Here is a 17,071-nt window from a genome sequence, read left to right as displayed (position 1 = left end):
AAGAGCCTTAATGAAAATGGGAACCATTTCTGTATAGTAGCCCCCATGGCCCGCAACGAGCTACGCCCCGTCATCAAGCTCCGGTCCACCGCCGGCACCGGATACACCTACGTGACCCGCAAGAACCGCCGTAACGACCCCGACCGCATGCAACTGCGCAAGTACGACCCGGTCGTCGGCCGCCACGTCACCTTCCGAGAGGAGCGCTGATCCGCCATGAAGCCCGGAATCCACCCGCCCTACGGCCCCGTCGTCTTCCGTGACCGCGCGGCCGGCTTCGCCTTCCTCACGCGCTCGACCGCCACCAGCGACAAGACGGTCGAGTGGGAGGACGGCAGGACGTACCCCGTCATCGACGTCGAGATCTCCTCGGCGAGCCACCCCTTCTACACGGGCACGGCCCGCGTCCTGGACACCGCCGGCCGCGTCGAGCGCTTCGAGCGCCGCTACGGCAGTCGTGGCGGCAGTCGTGATGACCACGGGAGCCGGCGGTGACCGCGTCGCACCCCCTGCCCGTGGCCCTGGTGGGCGGTCTGCACGCGGACGCCCGCCGGGTCGCGGTCGAGCGCCTCCTGCGGACCGTCCCCGGCAGCGTCGCCCTCCACCACGACCTGGCCACCGCCTCCGCCGGAACGGTCCGCCGGACGGTGCGGGACCGCACCGGCACGCTCGACGAGGGCGAGGCGCCGCTCGTCAACGACTGTGCCTGCTGCGCCCTGCGCGAGGACCTCATGCCCGAACTGGAGCGGCTCGCCGCCTCGGGCACGTGCCGGCTCGCCGTCGTCGAACTGTGGGACTCCGTCGAACCCAAGGCCATGGCCGAGGTCGTGGCGGCCCACGCGGGCGAGGACCTGCGGCTCACCGGTGTGATCACGGCCGTGGACCCGGCCCTCGTCCTGCCCGCCCTCGGCTGCGGCGACGACCTCGCGGAGGCCGGACTGGCCGCCGCGGCCGCCGATCAGCGCACCGTGGCCGACACCTTCGCGCGGCAGCTGGAGTACCCGACGGTGCTCGCGCTGGTGGAGGGGACGGCGGCCGGGGAGGACGCCGACGGCGACCGGACCGCCTTCGGCGAGCCCGTGGCCCCGGCCGACGCCGCCGACCACGCCCTCCTCTCCCAACTCGCGCCCACCGCACGTCACATCGCCGCCGACTCCGTCGAACTGGCCGCCGCCGCGGTCGCCGGATTCGACGTGGAGGCGGCCGCGGCCCGGCAGCACCCCGCCTGCGCACTGCTGCCGCAGGAAGCCGACGCGGACGGCGTCGCCACCCTCGTGTGGCGCGGGCGCCGCCCCTTCCACCCGGGGCGGCTCTACGCCGCGCTGGAGGACCTGTGCTGTGCCGCCGCGCGCAGCCGGGGCCGCTTCTGGCTGGCCGACCGGCCGGACATGCTGCTGGCGTGGGACGCCGCGGGCGGCGCGCTGTGCGTGGAGAGCGCGGGGCCGTGGCTCGCGGCACTGCCGGACGCCGCCTGGGACATGGTGCCGCCGGACCGGCGCGTGGCCGCCTCCCTCGACTGGGACCCCGAGCACGGCGACCGCGTCCAGCACCTCACGTTCACCTCGCCGGGGCTCGACGCCGACGGGCTGCGCACGCTGCTGGAGTCCTGCCTGCTGACCGACGCCGAATACGCGGGCGGGCCCGACGCCTGGCGGCTGCTTCCCGCCGCGTTCGACGAACTCCTCGACCCCGTTTCCTGACACCCCTGCAGATGCGCGGTCCGCAGGCCATGGATCCGCAGTTCACAGATTCACAGACCCCCAGTTCCAGCAGTTCCAGAACTTCAAGGACCTTTCATGCCCCGCCGCCCCGACCCCCGCAAGAACCTCAAGCCCCGCCCCAACCCCCTGGATGCGGCAGGCATCACGTACATCGACTACAAGGACACCGATCTGCTGCGGAAGTTCATTTCGGACCGGGGGAAGATCCGCAGCCGCCGGGTGACCCGGGTCACCGTTCAGCAGCAGCGCCTGCTGGCCCGGGCGATCAAGAATGCACGTGAGATGGCACTCCTGCCGTATTCGAGTACGGGCAAGTAGTCGGCGATCGCCTGGTCACGATGGTGTAGTCACCTCGAAGTAATGGTGGGAACACCGTAAGTGCACGTGCATTCGCTCATGCAGAAGCATGTGAACGCAGCTATGATCCGGAGTAGTTGTCAACCCCACCATTCGCCGCCGGGCGTGCCGGGGTGCCCTGCAATTCTCCGGGAGAGTCCTGTGCCTCACGCGTACAACGGCATGGCTGCCGCGGACCTCGACGGCGTCGTCTGGCGGAAGAGCCGGCACTCCAACTCCCAGGGATCGTGCGTGGAGTTCGCCAAGCTGCCGGGCGGCGGGGTCGCCGTGCGCAATTCCCGTCATCCGGACGGTCCGGCCCTCGTCTACACCCCTGCGGAGATCGACGCCATGCTGCGCGGGATCAAGGACGGGGAATTCGACTATCTGGTGACCGACTGATCCGGTAGTCGGTTACTGCTGAGCGCGCCGCTCGTACTGCTGGTACTGCGGGTACTGCCGTGCGCGCCGCTCGTACCGCTGAACGCGCCGCCCGTACCGCTTAAGCGTGCTGCTCGTTCGGCAGCCGGAAGAGGGCCCACACGACCTTGCCGTGCAGCGCCCCCGCGAGCGGGTGCCAGCCCCAGGTGTCGCTGAAGGACTCGACGAGGAAGAGCCCCCGCCCGCACTCCGCCGAAGCGTCCGCCTCGCCGGCCGTCGGGCTCTCCTCGCTGGGGTCGCGCACGGCGCACACGAGCCGCGACGTCCACCGCATCAGGTGCAGCCGCACCGGAGGATCGAATTCGCCGCCGGGTATCGGATCGGCGGGCAGGGCGTAGCGCAAGGAGTTGGTGACCAGCTCCGAGACCACGAGCGCCACGTCGTCGAAGAGTCCCGCCAGGCCCCACCCCTGGAGGGTGGTTCTGGTGAACGTACGGGCGGTCCGGACCGCTTCGAAGCGGGGTGGGAGCGCGCAGGACGCCGAGTTGGGGACGGCCGATGGGGCGATCGGTGGCAGCCCTCGCCACAGAGGAGAGAGCACAGTCGATCCTTCGGTACCCATCCGAGGCACTCCTGGCAATCGTGGACGTGACACGCACGTGTGCGTTCCCCATCGTTCCCAATGCGGATGGCGGATGCAAGGGCAGATGCACGTGCACGTGGGGAGTTTGGGGGCGCACGTTCGCGTTCGGCCGCAATTCTTCCTACGCCCTCTTCCGTACGACCTCCGGCCTACTCCCCTCCGGGTAGCCGGATGCACACTCAATGCACACTCAACCGAGCCCGGAGATGGCAGACTTCACCGCCGGGGGCTGCGGGGGTCGCCCCCGGAGAGGGCGAGCGCGGCAAGGCCGGAAACGGAACCGGAAGAGGAGGAGTCGCAACGATGGCCACGAGCGAGTCGAGCGGTTCAGTGGTGCGCCGCATACTCCTGGGCTCCCAGCTCAGGCGACTGCGTGAGTCACGTGGGATAACCCGCGAGGCGGCCGGCTACTCGATCCGTGCGTCCGAGTCGAAGATCAGCCGTATGGAGCTGGGCCGGGTGAGCTTCAAGGCACGTGATGTGGAAGACCTGCTGACCCTCTACGGCGTCACGGACGAGCTGGAGCGCGAGGCGCTGCTCGGCCTCGCCCGCGAAGCCAACGTCGCCGGGTGGTGGCACAGCTACGGCGACGTGCTGCCGGGCTGGTTCCAGACCTACGTCGGGCTGGAGGGGGCCGCCTCGCACATCGGGATCTACGAGGTGCAGTTCGTGCACGGGCTGCTGCAGACAGAGGGGTACGCCCAGGCCGTCGTGGTCCGCGGCCAGCCCGCGGCCGACGGGGCGGAGGTCGAGCGCCGCGTCTCGCTGCGCATGGAGCGCCAGAAGCTGCTCTTCTCCGAGCGCGCCCCGCACTTCCACGCCGTCCTGGACGAGGCGGCGCTGCACCGCCCGTACGGCGGCGAGGCCGTCATGCGCGGCCAGCTGCAGCACCTGATGGACATCTCCGAGCAGGCCAACGTGACCCTCCAGGTGATGCCCTTCGCGCACGGCGGGCACGCGGGCGAGAGCGGCGCCTTCACCATGCTCCGCTTCCCCGAGTCGGACCTGTCGGACGTGGTCTACCTGGAGCAGCTCACGAGCGCGCTCTACCTCGACAAGCCCGACGAGGTGGCCCAGTACGGAAGGGTGATGGAGCGGCTGCACGAGGACAGCCTCTCGCCGTCGGCCACCCGGGACCTGCTGAGGCGGCTGCTCCAACTCATGTGACACATCAGTACGATGACGTCCCATCAGGAGCGCGTTCCGGTTCGGGCGCCCCCGAGCGCCCCCGTATCTCCAGGCAGGGATGGCACATGTCCTACTTCGAAGAATTGGCCTTCCAGTACATCGACGGCGAGTGGCGCTCCGGCACCGGCTCCTGGGACATCGTCGACTTCAACCCGTACAACGGGGAGAAGCTCGCCTCCATCACCGTCGCCGGCGTGGACGAGATCGACCAGGCCTACCGCGCCGCCGAGCGCGCCCAGCCGGCGTGGGGCGCCACCAATCCGTACACCCGCCGGCTGGTCTTCGAACGGGCGCTGCGCGTCATCGACGACCGGGAGGCCGAGCTGTCCGCCGCGATCACCGCGGAGTGCGGCGGCACGGCCCTGAAGGCGGCGTTCGAGCTGCACCTGGCGCGGGAGTTCCTGCGGGAGGCCGTCCACCTCTCGCTGCGGGCCGAGGGGCGGATCCTGCCCTCCCCGGACGACACCAAGGAGAACCGCCTCTACCGGGTGCCGGTCGGCGTCGTCGGCGTGATCAGCCCGTTCAACTTCCCGTTCCTGCTGTCGCTGAAGTCCGTCGCGCCGGCGCTCGCCCTCGGCAACACCGTCGTCCTCAAACCGCACCAGAACACGCCCATATGCGGCGGCGGCCTGGTGGCCAAGGTCCTGGAGGAGGCCGGGCTGCCGGCGGGCGTGCTCAACGTCGTCGTCACCGACATCGCGGAGATCGGCGACGCGCTCATCGAGCACCCCGTCCCGAAGGTCATCTCGTTCACGGGCTCCGACAAGGTCGGCCGGCACGTGGCCACGGTCGCCGCGTCCCACTTCAAGAAGACGGTCCTGGAGCTCGGCGGCAACAGCGCGCTGATCGTCCTCGACGACGCCGACCTCGACTACGCCGTCGAGGCCGCGGTATTCAGCCGTTTCATCCACCAGGGGCAGGTCTGCATGGCCGCCAACCGGGTGCTCGTCGACCGCTCGGTGGAGCAGGAGTTCACCGAGAAGTTCGTCGCCAAGGTCAAGAGCCTCAAGGTCGGCGACCCGGGCGACCCGGCCACCCACATCGGGCCGCTCATCCACGCCGGGCAGGCCGAGGCCATCGGTTCCCTGGTCGAGCAGGCCGTCGCCGACGGCGCGACCGCGCTGGTGCGCGGCCGGGCGGAGGGCACGCTCGTCGAGCCGTCCGTACTGACCGGGCTGAAGGCAGACGCCGCGATCCTCGGCCAGGAGATCTTCGGGCCGGTCGCGCTGATCATCCCCTTCGACGGCGAGGAGGAGGCCGTCCGGCTGGCCAACGCCACGCCGTACGGGCTGAGCGGCGCGGTCCACACGGGGGACACCGAGCGCGGCGTGCGCGTGGCGAAGCGCATCGACGCCGGGATGGTCCACGTGAACGACGGGACCGTGCACGACGAGCCGATCGTGCCCTTCGGGGGCGAGAAGGCGTCGGGCGTGGGACGGCTGAACGGCGACGCGATGGTCGACGTGTTCACGACGACGAAGTGGATCTCGATCCAGCACGGGAAGAGCCGTTTCCCGTTCTGAGGGGTGTTCCGAGGGGTGTTCTGAGGGGCGTTCTGAGGGTGCTGCGACGCCTGCGCGAGTTGAGGACAGAACCTGACCGCATGGGGTCCTACGTTTGCCTCAACAGCCCAGCGGAGCAAAAGAAGAGGCGGACCCCATGGTTACTCACGTCATCGAGAAGAACCCCTCCGACGAGCGCGCCACGCTGCTGGCGTTCGTGGAGGCCCAGCGGGGCGGCCTGCGGCGGGCGGTGCTCGGGCTGACCGACGAGCAGGCGGCGCTGAAACCGAGCGCGAGCGAGCTGTCCCTGGGCGGACTGCTCAAGCACGTGACGCAGGCCGAGCGGAACTGGCTGCTGCTGGCGCAGGGCCGGGCGGACGAGACCGGGCACGACGAGTCGGCGTGGGCCGACGGCTTCCGGCTCCTGGAGGGCGAGACCGTTGCCGGGGTGCTCGCCCGCTGGGAGCAGGTGGCGGCGGAGACGGAGGAGTTCATCCGCTCCGTGCCCAGCCTGGAGGACACGTTCCCGCTGCCCCCGGCGCCGTGGTTCCCCGCGGACGCGCGGGTGTCCATGCGCTGGCTGCTGCTCCACCTGGTCGAGGAGATGGGGCGGCACGCGGGACACGCGGACGTCATCCGCGAGTCCCTCGACGGGAAGACCGCGTTCGAGCTGGTGGCGCTGGCCTCCGGGGAGGACGGGGCCTGACGCGGCCCGGCCCCTCGTTCCACCTAGTCTGGGCTCCGTCCGGGCGCTGTCCGGGGATCCGGGCGGCGGTGGAGCGAGGAGGCTGAGGGCGCGATGTCGGCGATCCGGTTGCTGGTCCTGGGCGCGGTCCGGCAGCACGGGCGGGCCCACGGCTACCAGGTCCGCAACGACCTGGAGCTCTGGGGCGCGCACCAGTGGTCCAACGCCAAGCCGGGGTCGATCTACCACGCGCTCAAGGCGATGGCCAGGCAAGGGCTGATGGTCGCCCACGACACGGCGCCGAGCGAGGCCGGCGGCCCGCCCCGCACGGAGTACGAGCTGACGCCCGCCGGCCAGGAGGAGTACTTCCGGCTGCTGCGGCACGCGCTGGCCGCCCACGACGAGAAGATCGACGTCCTCACCGCCGGCGTGGGCTTCCTCGTCGACCTGCCGCGCGCCGAGGCCGTGGCCCTGCTGAAGCAGCGGGTGGCGGCCCTGGAGGAGTGGCGCGAGGAGATCCGCCGGAACTGGACCCCGGCCGAGGGCGAGGACTGGGGCCACATCGCCGAGATCATGGGCCTGTGGGTCCACACGGCGGAGACCGGCGGCCAGTGGACCCGCGGGCTGATCGAACGCCTGGAGGCCGGGGCGTACGAGATGGCCGGGGAGGGCGAGACGTGGCGGGGCGGGATCGCCCCGGAGCCGGGCTCCACGGCCGGCTGAGCCTTCCCGGCGCCGGTGGCGGAACACCGTTCGCCGCCGTCCCGCTCGTACCTGCGTGCCACCCGAACGGCGACCGGGCTTGCACCTCACGCAACGGGAGGGCGCACCGTGGAGCCCGCAAGCCCGTAACGGGAAAGGAGCGGAGATGAGCTACTCCGTGGGACAGGTCGCCGCCTTCGCCGGGGTGACCGTGCGGACGCTGCACCACTACGACGAGATCGGGCTGCTCTCGCCCGGTGAGCGCAGTCACGCCGGGCACCGGCGCTACGACGACGCCGACCTCGACCGGCTGCAGCAGATCCTGTTCTACCGGGAGCTCGGCTTTCCGCTGGACGAGGTGGCGGTGCTGCTGGACGAGCCGGGTGCGGATCCGGTCGAGCACCTGCGCCGCCAGCACGGTCTGCTCGTCGAGCGGATCGAGAAGCTCCAGCGCATGGCCACCGCCGTGGAGCACGCCATGGAGGCGAAGAAGATGGGGATCAGGCTGACGCCGGAGGAGAAGTTCGAGGTGTTCGGGGACTTCGACCCCGACGAGCACGCGGAGGAGGTCGAGCAGCGGTGGGGCGACACGGAGGCCTACCGCGAGTCGCAGCGCCGGGTCGCCTCGTACACGAAGGAGGACTGGCTGCGGATCCAGGCCGAGGCGAACGGGCTCAACGAGCGCATCGCCGCCCTCATGGGCACCGGCGCGGCCGCGGACTCCCCGGAGGCCATGGACCTCGCCGAGGAGCACCGGCAGCAGATCGTGCGCTTCTACTACGACTGCACGTACGAGATTCACACCTGCCTCGCCGAGATGTACGTCACAGACGAGCGGTTCACCGCCACCTATGAGGCCATTCGGCCCGGCATGGCCGGCTACCTCCGGGACGCCATCCTGGCCAATGCGGTGCGCAACGTGTGAAACGCGTGAAGCGTGTGAGCAGCAGGGGGCGGCCCGGGCTTCGACGCCCGGACCGCCCCCGTCGGCCGTCCCGTCACGGGCGGGGCGAGATCACCACCGCCGTGCCGTACGCACACACCTCCGTGCCCACGTCCGCCGCCTCCGTCACGTCGAAGCGGAACATCAGCACCGCGTTCGCGCCCCGGGCCCGCGCCTGCTCGACCAGCCGCTCCATGGCCTGGTTGCGGGTCTCCACCAGGGTCTTCGTCAGGCCCTTGAGCTCGCCGCCGACCAGGGACTTCAGGCCCGCGCCGATCTGGCTGCCGATGTGGCGGGAGCGCACGGTGAGGCCGAAGACCTCGCCGATGACGCGGTCGACCTTGTAGCCGGGGACGTCGTTCGTCGTCACGACCAGGACGTCGGACTGGCTCTGCCCGCCGCCGTACTCCTCGATGCCCATCGCATCCACCTCCGTGTGTGCAGTTTTGCCGGTGCCTGACCAGGACGCATGCGGGGGTCCGGGGGTTGCTCCGAACGGGTGTACACAGCACGGGGCGGTCGTTGCCGGACCGCTGCCGCACACTGGAACGCGGAGGCTCCCGGTCGCGTTGGTAACTTGGGGCCGCACATCACCCCGCCCAGCCTGTGCCCGGGCCTCGCACGAGCCTGCGCCCTCGACCCAGGAGCCTGTCACCCGTGACCCCCACGACCACTCTCGCGCTCGGTCCCCAGTGGCTGGACGCGAACTATCTGATCGAGCAATTCGGTCTGATCGGCGTCCTGGCCATCGTCTTCGCGGAGTCCGGCCTCCTGATCGGCTTCTTCCTCCCCGGTGACTCCCTGCTGTTCACCACGGGCCTGCTGGTGACCACCGGCCAGATCAGCAAGCCGCTGTGGGTCGTCTGCACGCTGGTGGCGGTCGCGGCGATCGCCGGCGACCAGGCGGGCTACCTCTTCGGCCGCAAGGTCGGCCCCTCGCTGTTCAAGCGCCCCGACTCCAAGCTCTTCAAGCAGGAGAACGTGGAGAAGGCGCACGAGTTCTTCGAGAAGTACGGCCCGAAATCGCTGGTCCTGGCCCGTTTCGTGCCCGTGATCCGCACCTTCACGCCGATCATCGCCGGCGTGAGCCGGATGAACTACCGCTCGTTCCTCATCTTCAACATCGTCGGCGGCATCCTGTGGGGCGTCGGCGTGACGGTGCTCGGTGCGGCGCTGGGCAAGATCGAGTTCGTTCACAAGAACATCGAGATGATGCTGATCGCCATCGTGCTGATCTCGGTGGTGCCGATCATCGTCGAGTTCCTGCGGGCCCGCTCCAAGAGCAAGAAGGCCGCGGCGCAGGGCGGCGCCCACCCGGGCGCGGTGGGCGGCCCCCGCCCGCCGGCCCAGCAGCAGCGCGGCCGCCACGCGCGCCGCTGACGCCCGCGAGCAGATCCGCCCGCAGATCTGCTCGCAAATCCCCTCGTGGGGCCCCTCGTAGGCCCGCTCGCAGGTCCGCTCGCCGGATCTTCGTTCCGCATAGTCCTCGCCCCACTGGGCACACGCCCCCCTGATCAGGCATGGTGACCCTAGGGCTAGTGCGCCGCCGGGGTTCCACCGGCGGCGCGGGGCGTACGAGGAGCGCGAGGTGGCTGAGCGGCAGCGGGGTGGCAGCGGGGCCGGAGAGGCTCCCGAGGACCGCAAGCCCCAGTCCGACGAGGCGCGCAGCGCCTTCACCCCGCCGCTCGGCGTCCCGCTCCCGCAACCGCCCGAGGAAGAGCACCCCACCTCGGAGTTCGCCATTCCGGAGGGCGTCGCCCCCGAGCCGCCCAGCGAACCCGAAGGCTCGGCCTTCACCCTCCCCGCGGGCGCCGTCGCCCCCGACTCCAGCACCACCCAGAGCACGCTCCTGCCCGGCTACACGCCGCCCTACGGCTCGCCCAAGGTCAGCCTGACCAAGGACACGCCCTGGCAGGACCGCATGCGCACCATGCTGCGCATGCCCGTCGGCGAGCGGCCCGCCCCCGAGCGGGCCGCCAAGCAGGACGAGCCCGGCCCGCCCGTCCCGCGCGTCCTCGACCTGACCCTGCGCATCGGCGAGCTGCTGCTCGCGGGCGGCGAGGGCGCCGAGGACGTGGAAGCGGCGATGTTCGGCGTCGCGCACGCCTACGGGCTCCACCGCTGCGAGCCGACGGTCACCTTCACGCTGCTGACCGTCAGCTACCAGCCGTCCCTCGTCGACGACCCCGTCACCGCCAACCGCACGGTGCGGCGGCGCGGCACCGACTACACCCGCCTGGACGCCGTCTTCCGGCTCGTCCACGCCATCACGTCGCAGGGGCTGACGCTGGAGGAGGCCTACCGCGGCCTCGCCGAGATCCGCCGCAACCGCCACCCGTACCCCGGCTGGGGCCTGACCGCCGCCTCCGGGCTGCTCGCCGGCGCGGCGAGCATGCTCGTGGGCGGCGGGCTCGTCGTCTTCCTCGCCGCCGCGGTCGGCGCGATGCTGGGCGACCGGCTGGCGTGGCTCGCCTCCGGGCGCGGGCTGCCGGAGTTCTACCAGTTCGTGGCGGCCGGGCTGCCGCCCGCGGCGATGGGCGTCGCGCTCAGCGCCCTCCACGACTACGTGGACGTCCAGGCGTCCGCGGTGATCACCGGTGGGCTGTTCGCCCTGATCCCCGGGCGGGCGCTCGTGGCGGGCGTCCAGGACGGCCTGACCGGCTACTACATCACCGCCGCGGCCCGGCTCCTCGAAGTCGGCTACCTGATCGCCGGCATCGTCTGCGGCGTGCTGATGGTCCTCTACGGGGGCGTGCACATCGGCGGGGCCACGCTCAACCCGGAGGCGGCACTGGAGCGCGTGGAGCGGCCGGTGATCCAGATCATCGCCGCGATGCTGCTGTCCTTCGCCTTCGCGGTGCTGCTCCAGCAGGAACGTCACTCTGTGTGGGTCGCCACGCTCAACGGCGGGGTCGCCTGGGTCGTCTACGGCGCGCTCGCCGACACCGCCAGGCTGGACCCCGTGCCCGCCACGGCCATCGCCGCCGGGCTCGTCGGCCTCTTCGGGCAGCTGCTCTCGCGCTACCGGTACGCGTCCGCGCTGCCGTACGTGACGGCGGCGATCGGGCCGCTGCTGCCCGGTAGCGCCGTCTACTTCGCGCTGCTGAACTTCGCCAAGAACGAGCTGAACACCGGCATCGCCAGCCTCACCAAGGCGGCCGCCCTGGCCCTGGCGATCGCCATCGGCGTGAACCTGGGCTCGGAGATGGCCCGGATGTTCCTGAAGGTCCCGGGCGAGGCGGCGGGCCGCCGCGCGGCAAAGCGCACGCGAGGCTTCTAGCAAGCCTTACGCGGAGGGCACCGGCACGCTTCCGGGTGCCCCGGAAGCCCTCTGCCGCCAATGGTGGGAAGGTTCCTGCGCGGAGTGCGCACGATTGTGTCCGCCGCGACGGCGATCTGCCACAACGTGCGTGTCCGGCGGTGCCGAGCCCACCTGAGCCCGTACGGCACCGCCGGGCTTCGCCGTCGTGGCGTATCGCCGTCGCGGCGGTTTCAAGGATGCGAGCGCATCCTTGACCGGCCGGGGCGCGGCCGGGGCGCGGCACAGAAACGGCGCGGGGCCGGGGTTGCCGTACGACTCGTACGGCAACCCCGGCCCCGCGCGAAGCGAGCCGCAGGCTCAGTGGTGGGCGCCGCCCGCAGCCTCGAGGCGCTTGTACGAGGCCTCGATCTCGGCCTCGGCCTCGGCGCGGCCGACCCAGTCCGCACCCTCGACCGACTTGCCCGGCTCAAGGTCCTTGTAGACCTCGAAGAAGTGCTGGATCTCCAGGCGGTCGAACTCCGACACGTGGTGGATGTCGCGCAGGTGCTCCATGCGCGGGTCGTTCGCCGGGACGCACAGCAGCTTGTCGTCGCCGCCGGCCTCGTCCGTCATGCGGAACATGCCGATGGCGCGGCACTTGATGAGGCAGCCCGGGAAAGTGGGCTCGTCGAGGATGACGAGGGCGTCCAGCGGGTCGCCGTCCTCACCGAGGGTGTTCTCGACGAAGCCGTAGTCCGCCGGGTAGCTGGTCGAGGTGAAGAGGCGGCGGTCCAGGCGGATGCGACCGGTCTCGTGGTCCACCTCGTACTTGTTCCGCGAACCCTTCGGGATCTCGATGGTGACGTCGAACTCCACGGGTGGCTCCTCCATGATCAACACATACGTCTGGTGGTTAAGTGTCTCTCACGTGGGTGTGTGCTGGCGAAAGGGGCTGGTCCGGGATGTCGGAGACCAGGTCGTGGCGGCTGCGGCCGCGGCCGTGGCCGGGCACGCCCCGGGCGCGGACCGCGCGGTTCGCGGCGGTTTCCGCCGTGGCGGGGCTCGTCGTGGCGGGTACCGCGGTGGGCGCGGCCGGCCCCTGGGAGGGCGGCCAGCGCAAGGCCGAGCGGGCGCGGGCGGCCGCGGACACGGCGGCCGGCGGCGGCCGTCGCGCCGAGCCCGTACGCCCGGACGCGCCGCCCGTGCTCGCGGCCCTCGGCGGCCGGGCGACGGCTCCGCAGCCGACCCGGGACGGGCTCGGCGGCGCCCTCGACGGCCTGCTGAAGGACTCCGCGCTGGGCGCGCAGACCTCGGCGGCGGTCGTCGACGTCGCCACCGGGCGGCAGCTGTACGGGTCCGACCAGGACACGCCGTACACCCCGGCCTCCACGATCAAGACGGCCACGGCCGCGGCGGCGCTGGCCGCGCTGGGGCCCGCGCACCGCATCGAGACCACCGCCGTGGCCGACGGCGACACCGTCGTGCTCGTCGGCGGGGGAGACCCCACGCTCACGGCCCGCCCCGCCAGGGAGGGGGCGCAGCCCGCCGCGAGCCTGAAGGAGCTGGCGGACGCCACCGCGCGCGGCCTCAAGGCGCGGGGCAAGGGCCGGGTGAAGGTCGCCTACGACGCCTCCCGCTACTCCGGTCCCGCCGCCCACCCCATAGGGCCCAACGAGAACATCGCGCCGGTCAGCGCCCTGATGGTCGACGAGGGCCGCCTGGACGACTCCGACCGCGGCCCCGCCGAGCGCACCGCGGACCCGGCCGGCGACGCGGGGCGGAAGTTCGCCGGGATGCTGCGCGAGGCGGGCGTCGACGTGGACGGCGACCCGGCCGCGGGGCGCGCGGGCGACAAGGCGGAACGTCTCGCCGCGGTCTCCTCGCCGCCGCTGGCCGCGCTCGTCGAGCGCACCCTGACCAACAGCGACAACGACATCGCCGAGGCGCTGGCCCGGCAGACGGCGCTGGCGTCCGGGCAGCCCGCCGACTTCGAGGGCGCGGCCAGGGCGGTGACCGGCCGCCTGGAGAAGCTCGGCCTGCCGCTGTCCGGGGCGCGCATCGCCGACGGCAGCGGGCTCGACCGCGCGGACAACGTCTCGGCGGCCTTCCTGGCCTCCCTCCTCGCCCGGGCGGCCGATCCGGCCCGCCCGGAGCTGCGGCCGGTGCTGACGGGACTGCCCGTGGCGGGCTTCAGCGGGACGCTGAGCGGGCGGTACGGGGCGGACGCGGCGGGGCGTGGCGTCGTCCGCGCCAAGACCGGCACGCTCACGGGGGTGAACACGCTGTCCGGCACCGTCGTGGACGCGGACGGGCGGTTGCTGTCGTTCGCCTTCATGACGACGGGCGCCGCGTCCGGCGAGGGCGCACAGGGGGCGCTGGACCGGCTGGCGACGGCGGTCGCGGGCTGCGGGTGCCGCTGAGCGCTGCGCCGCAGGCGTGGTCGGTCGGCTGCGGGCCGGACGTGGCCGGTCGCGCGGTTCCCCGCGGCCCTTACGGGGCGGTGCACCCCCACGGCGAGGGCGTCCGGCGGAATGCGCAACCGCCCCGGGCGATGGGTCCCGCTCGCGGAGCGGCCCACGTACGGTGAAGCCATGACGAGCATCAGTGGTGCGGAGATGGTCGACTGGAAGCTCGCGGTGGCGACCGCGACCCGGTTCGTACGGCCCGGGCCGGAGGTGAGCCGGGAGGAGGCGCGGGCGGTCGTCGCGGAGCTGCGGCGGCACGCGGCGACGTCGGAGGAGCACGTCAGGGCGTTCACCCGGATGGCGCCCGGCCCGGGCGAGGACGGCGCGGGACACGACACCCCGGTGCTCGTGGTGGACAGGGCGGGCTGGATCAAGGCGAACGTGGCCGGGTTCCGCGCACTCCTGGGCCCGCTGCTGGAGAAGATGCAGGACCGGCGGGCGAACGTGCCCGGCGGCGCGGTGCTCGGCGCGGTCGGCGGCAAGGTGACCGGCGTGGAGCTGGGGATGCTGCTGTCGTTCCTGGCGTCGCGGGTGCTGGGCCAGTACGAGACGTTCGCCCCGGCGAGCAGGGACCTGCCGGGCTCGGCGACGGGCGGCGGCCGCCTGCTGCTGGTGGCGCCGAACATCGTCCACGTCGAGCGCGAGCTGGACGTGGACCCGCACGACTTCCGCCTGTGGGTGTGCCTGCACGAGGAGACGCACCGGACGCAGTTCACGGCCGTGCCCTGGCTGCGCGACCACATCGAGGGCGAGATCCAGTCCTTCCTGGGGGAGACCGAGGTCGACCCCGCGACGCTGCTGGAGCGGATCCGGGAGGCCGCCCAGTCGCTGGCGGGCGGCCGCCCGCCGGAGGAGGAGGGCGCGGACGAGGGCGGGCGCAGCATCGTGGACCTGGTGCAGACGCCCGCGCAGCGGGAGATCCTGGCCCGGCTGACGGCGGTGATGTCGCTGCTGGAGGGCCATGCGGACTACGTGATGGACGGCGTCGGGCCGCAGGTCGTGCCGTCGGTGGCGGAGATCCGGGAGAAGTTCCAGCAGCGGCGGGCCAAGGGCGCGGGCCGGCTGGACGCGGCGCTGCGCCGGCTGCTGGGCCTGGACGCGAAGCTGCGCCAGTACCGTGATGGTGAGCGTTTCGTGCGGGCCGTCGTCGACGAGGTCGGCATGGACGGCTTCAACAGGGTGTGGACATCCCCGAACACCCTGCCCACCAAGGCGGAGATCGCCAAACCGGCGGACTGGGTCGCAAGGGTGCACCGCAAGAACGAGCCGTGAACCGGAAGCTCCTCCTCCGGGTAGAACGCCTCCGTAATCACCCGTCCGAGGGACCGTGGGTCAGGGGTGGGCGTGCGATGCTCGGGTAATGGCTCGCTTCTGTCACCATCGACGCACACAGCGTGACTGAAGGCCTCGAAGCTCGCGCAGCTCCGAACGATCTCCATATGGAACGATTGGACACACGGACATGGGTCCACATCCCGCGGTCGCCGCGATACGCCTGGCGGTCCGCCGCGTACTTCACGACGTCCTCACCCCCACCACACCCGAATCCGTCCCCCCCGGCGGCCGTGAGCCGCTCGTCCTCGTCGCCTGCTCCGGCGGCGCGGATTCCATGGCCCTCGCCTCCGCCCTGGCCTTCGAGGCCCCCCGGCTCGGCATCCGGGCCGGCGGAGTCACCGTCGACCACGGCCTCCAGCACGGCTCCGACCTGCGCGCCGCCGAGGTGGCGAGCCGCCTCGCCGCCTTCGACCTCGACCCCGTCGAGGCCCTGACCGTCACCGTCGGCAGGGACGGCGGCCCCGAAGCCGCCGCCCGCGACGCGCGCTACGCCGCCCTCGACGCCGCCGCCGAGCGGCACGGCGCCGTGGCCGTCCTCCTCGGCCACACCCGGGACGACCAGGCCGAGACGGTGCTCCTCGGCCTCGCCCGCGGCTCCGGCACCCGCTCCCTCGCCGGCATGGCCGTCACCTCCGGCGTCGGCGGCCGCTACCGCCGTCCCTTCCTCGGCCTCGACCGGCAGACCGCGCGCAAGGCCTGCATGGTCCAGTCCCTGCCCGTCTGGGACGACCCGCACAACGCCGACCCGGCCTACACCCGCTCCCGGGTCCGCCACGAGGCCCTCCCCGTCCTGGAGAAGGCCCTCGGCAAGGGCGTGATCGAGGCCCTCGCCCGCACCGCCCAGCTCTCCCGGGACGACGCCGACGCCCTGGACGACTGGGCCGCCACCGTAGAGCCCTCCGTCCGGGACGACAGCGGCGCCCTGGAGACCGCCAAGCTCTACGCCCTGCCGCCCGCGGTCCGCCGCCGGGTGCTGCGCCGGGCGGCCATCTCGGCGGGTTCCCCGGCCGGTTCGCTCTTCGCCCGGCACATCGAGGAAGTCGACCGGCTGATCACCGGATGGCGCGGCCAAGGGGCCATCAATCTGCCCGGGCGGGTCGCGGTCCGCAGGCAGGGTGGCAGACTGGTCCTCCGGCAGGGCTGATTCGAACGGGCACGAACGTCACGAACGGGCCTCAGCTCGCCGCGGAAATGCCGGACGATCCGTAGACAAGCGAGAGTGGCGCGGGTGGACGACAAGGACATGGGCACCGACCTCAAGTCGGTGCTCATCACCAAGGAAGAGATCGACGCGAAGCTGGCGGAGCTGGCTGCGAAGATCGACGCGGAGTACGCGGGCAAGGACCTGCTGATCGTCGGTGTCCTCAAGGGCGCCGTCATGGTGATGGCGGACCTGGCGCGCGCGCTCTCCAACCCCGTGACGATGGACTGGATGGCCGTGTCCTCGTACGGCGCGGGCACCCAGTCCTCCGGTGTGGTCCGCATCCTCAAGGACCTCGACACCGACATCAAGGGCAAGGACGTCCTGATCGTCGAGGACATCATCGACTCGGGCCTGACGCTGTCGTGGCTGCTGTCGAACCTGGGCTCCCGTGAGCCCGCCTCGCTCAACGTCGTCACCCTCCTGCGCAAGCCGGAGGCGGCCAAGGTTGCGATCGACGTCAAGTGGGTCGGCTTCGACATCCCCAACGAGTTCGTCGTCGGCTATGGTCTCGACTTCGCCGAGAAGTACCGCAACCTGCCCTTCGTGGGCACGCTCGCGCCGCACGTCTACGGCGGCTGAGCCCCCGGGCCTGGTCGGCGGGCACCCACCGGCGCGCGGGAACCGAATGAGGGTTCCCGCCGTTGGAGCAGGGTAAGGCGGGTTGGTTGACCGTCTGCAGCGGCGTCGGGAGACAATGCTGGGGTACCGTCCGAAGGTCAGTCTTT

19 protein-coding genes are annotated in these 17,071 nt (G+C 71.9%); 16 read left to right on the top strand and 3 right to left on the bottom strand.

All coding sequences use genetic code 11. The annotated features are described in order from the left end of the window. Window positions 1–45 precede the first annotated feature (45 nt). From rpmG to ACFPP6_RS10350, 5 genes are all read left to right on the top strand, one after another. Window positions 46–210, top strand: coding sequence for a 50S ribosomal protein L33 (gene rpmG, locus ACFPP6_RS10370; protein ID WP_058045596.1), 165 nt, complete (start codon window positions 46–48; stop codon window positions 208–210). A 6-nt stretch (window positions 211–216) separates the two neighbouring features. Next, on the top strand, window positions 217–495 hold the full coding sequence (locus ACFPP6_RS10365) for a type B 50S ribosomal protein L31 (protein WP_382039374.1): 279 nt from the start codon (window positions 217–219) through the stop codon (window positions 493–495). Further along, window positions 492–1,700 carry a CobW family GTP-binding protein gene (locus tag ACFPP6_RS10360; protein WP_382039371.1) on the top strand — a complete coding sequence of 403 codons (1,209 nt, stop codon included), beginning with the start codon at window positions 492–494 and terminating at the stop codon, window positions 1,698–1,700. Before ACFPP6_RS10365 ends, ACFPP6_RS10360 begins: the two co-directional genes overlap by 4 nt. 96 nt (window positions 1,701–1,796) lie before the next feature. Beyond that, window positions 1,797–2,039, top strand: a complete 243-nt coding sequence (gene rpsR / locus ACFPP6_RS10355; RefSeq protein WP_168095153.1) for a 30S ribosomal protein S18 — start codon at window positions 1,797–1,799, stop codon at window positions 2,037–2,039. A 180-nt stretch (window positions 2,040–2,219) separates the two neighbouring features. Continuing rightward, the gene (locus ACFPP6_RS10350) at window positions 2,220–2,459 is read left to right on the top strand and encodes a DUF397 domain-containing protein (protein WP_106674436.1); all 240 of its coding nucleotides are present in this window, start codon (window positions 2,220–2,222) and stop codon (window positions 2,457–2,459) included. Between the two features lie 100 nt (window positions 2,460–2,559). On the opposite strand, the gene ACFPP6_RS10345 is transcribed toward ACFPP6_RS10350, so the two are convergent. Next, entirely contained in the window at window positions 2,560–3,060 is a 501-nt protein-coding gene (locus ACFPP6_RS10345; RefSeq protein WP_382039367.1) for an ATP-binding protein, read from the bottom strand. A gap of 324 nt (window positions 3,061–3,384) precedes the next feature. On the opposite strand from ACFPP6_RS10345, the gene ACFPP6_RS10340 reads away from it, so the two are divergent. From ACFPP6_RS10340 to ACFPP6_RS10320, 5 genes are all read left to right on the top strand, one after another. Continuing rightward, the gene (locus ACFPP6_RS10340; RefSeq protein ID WP_058045601.1) at window positions 3,385–4,248 is read left to right on the top strand and encodes a helix-turn-helix domain-containing protein; all 864 of its coding nucleotides are present in this window, start codon (window positions 3,385–3,387) and stop codon (window positions 4,246–4,248) included. Window positions 4,249–4,334: 86 nt separating this feature from the next. After that, window positions 4,335–5,792: an aldehyde dehydrogenase family protein gene (locus ACFPP6_RS10335; protein ID WP_382039364.1), complete on the top strand. Its 1,458-nt coding sequence runs from the start codon at window positions 4,335–4,337 to the stop codon at window positions 5,790–5,792. A 136-nt stretch (window positions 5,793–5,928) separates the two neighbouring features. Beyond that, window positions 5,929–6,477: a DinB family protein gene (locus ACFPP6_RS10330; protein ID WP_382039362.1), complete on the top strand. Its 549-nt coding sequence runs from the start codon at window positions 5,929–5,931 to the stop codon at window positions 6,475–6,477. Window positions 6,478–6,570: 93 nt separating this feature from the next. Next, a complete protein-coding gene (locus tag ACFPP6_RS10325; RefSeq protein WP_382039359.1) occupies window positions 6,571–7,179 on the top strand; it encodes a PadR family transcriptional regulator in 609 nt (202 codons plus the stop codon). Between the two features lie 145 nt (window positions 7,180–7,324). Further along, on the top strand, window positions 7,325–8,083 hold the full coding sequence (locus ACFPP6_RS10320) for a MerR family transcriptional regulator (RefSeq protein WP_382039356.1): 759 nt from the start codon (window positions 7,325–7,327) through the stop codon (window positions 8,081–8,083). 73 nt (window positions 8,084–8,156) lie between these two features. On the opposite strand, the gene ACFPP6_RS10315 is transcribed toward ACFPP6_RS10320, so the two are convergent. After that, the gene (locus ACFPP6_RS10315; protein WP_382039353.1) at window positions 8,157–8,522 is read right to left on the bottom strand and encodes a YbjQ family protein; all 366 of its coding nucleotides are present in this window, start codon (window positions 8,520–8,522) and stop codon (window positions 8,157–8,159) included. Between the two features lie 236 nt (window positions 8,523–8,758). Here ACFPP6_RS10315 and ACFPP6_RS10310 point away from each other — a divergent pair, with 236 nt between their 5' ends. Continuing rightward, entirely contained in the window at window positions 8,759–9,481 is a 723-nt protein-coding gene (locus tag ACFPP6_RS10310) for a DedA family protein (protein ID WP_382039350.1), read from the top strand. Between the two features lie 208 nt (window positions 9,482–9,689). Next, a complete protein-coding gene (locus tag ACFPP6_RS10305; RefSeq protein WP_382039348.1) occupies window positions 9,690–11,381 on the top strand; it encodes a threonine/serine exporter family protein in 1,692 nt (563 codons plus the stop codon). A 339-nt stretch (window positions 11,382–11,720) separates the two neighbouring features. Here ACFPP6_RS10305 and ACFPP6_RS10300 read toward each other — a convergent pair whose 3' ends face one another. Then, entirely contained in the window at window positions 11,721–12,218 is a 498-nt protein-coding gene (locus ACFPP6_RS10300) for an inorganic diphosphatase (RefSeq protein WP_030367366.1), read from the bottom strand. Window positions 12,219–12,304: 86 nt separating this feature from the next. Here ACFPP6_RS10300 and dacB point away from each other — a divergent pair, with 86 nt between their 5' ends. From dacB to hpt, 4 genes are all read left to right on the top strand, one after another. Then, window positions 12,305–13,762 (top strand): D-alanyl-D-alanine carboxypeptidase/D-alanyl-D-alanine endopeptidase, encoded by a 1,458-nt coding sequence (gene dacB, locus ACFPP6_RS10295; RefSeq protein ID WP_382039346.1) that lies wholly within the window; start codon window positions 12,305–12,307, stop codon window positions 13,760–13,762. A gap of 171 nt (window positions 13,763–13,933) precedes the next feature. Then, on the top strand, window positions 13,934–15,079 hold the full coding sequence (locus tag ACFPP6_RS10290) for a zinc-dependent metalloprotease (RefSeq protein ID WP_382039344.1): 1,146 nt from the start codon (window positions 13,934–13,936) through the stop codon (window positions 15,077–15,079). Between the two features lie 190 nt (window positions 15,080–15,269). Next, entirely contained in the window at window positions 15,270–16,286 is a 1,017-nt protein-coding gene (gene tilS, locus ACFPP6_RS10285; RefSeq protein ID WP_382039342.1) for a tRNA lysidine(34) synthetase TilS, read from the top strand. Window positions 16,287–16,385: 99 nt separating this feature from the next. Next, on the top strand, window positions 16,386–16,925 hold the full coding sequence (gene hpt, locus ACFPP6_RS10280) for a hypoxanthine phosphoribosyltransferase (protein ID WP_058047052.1): 540 nt from the start codon (window positions 16,386–16,388) through the stop codon (window positions 16,923–16,925). Window positions 16,926–17,071: the final 146 nt, after the last annotated feature.

This window comes from Streptomyces aureoversilis (genome assembly GCF_042657885.1).
Classification (GTDB): domain Bacteria; phylum Actinomycetota; class Actinomycetes; order Streptomycetales; family Streptomycetaceae; genus Streptomyces; species Streptomyces aureoversilis.
This window is presented reverse-complemented; position numbering and strand designations above follow the sequence as displayed.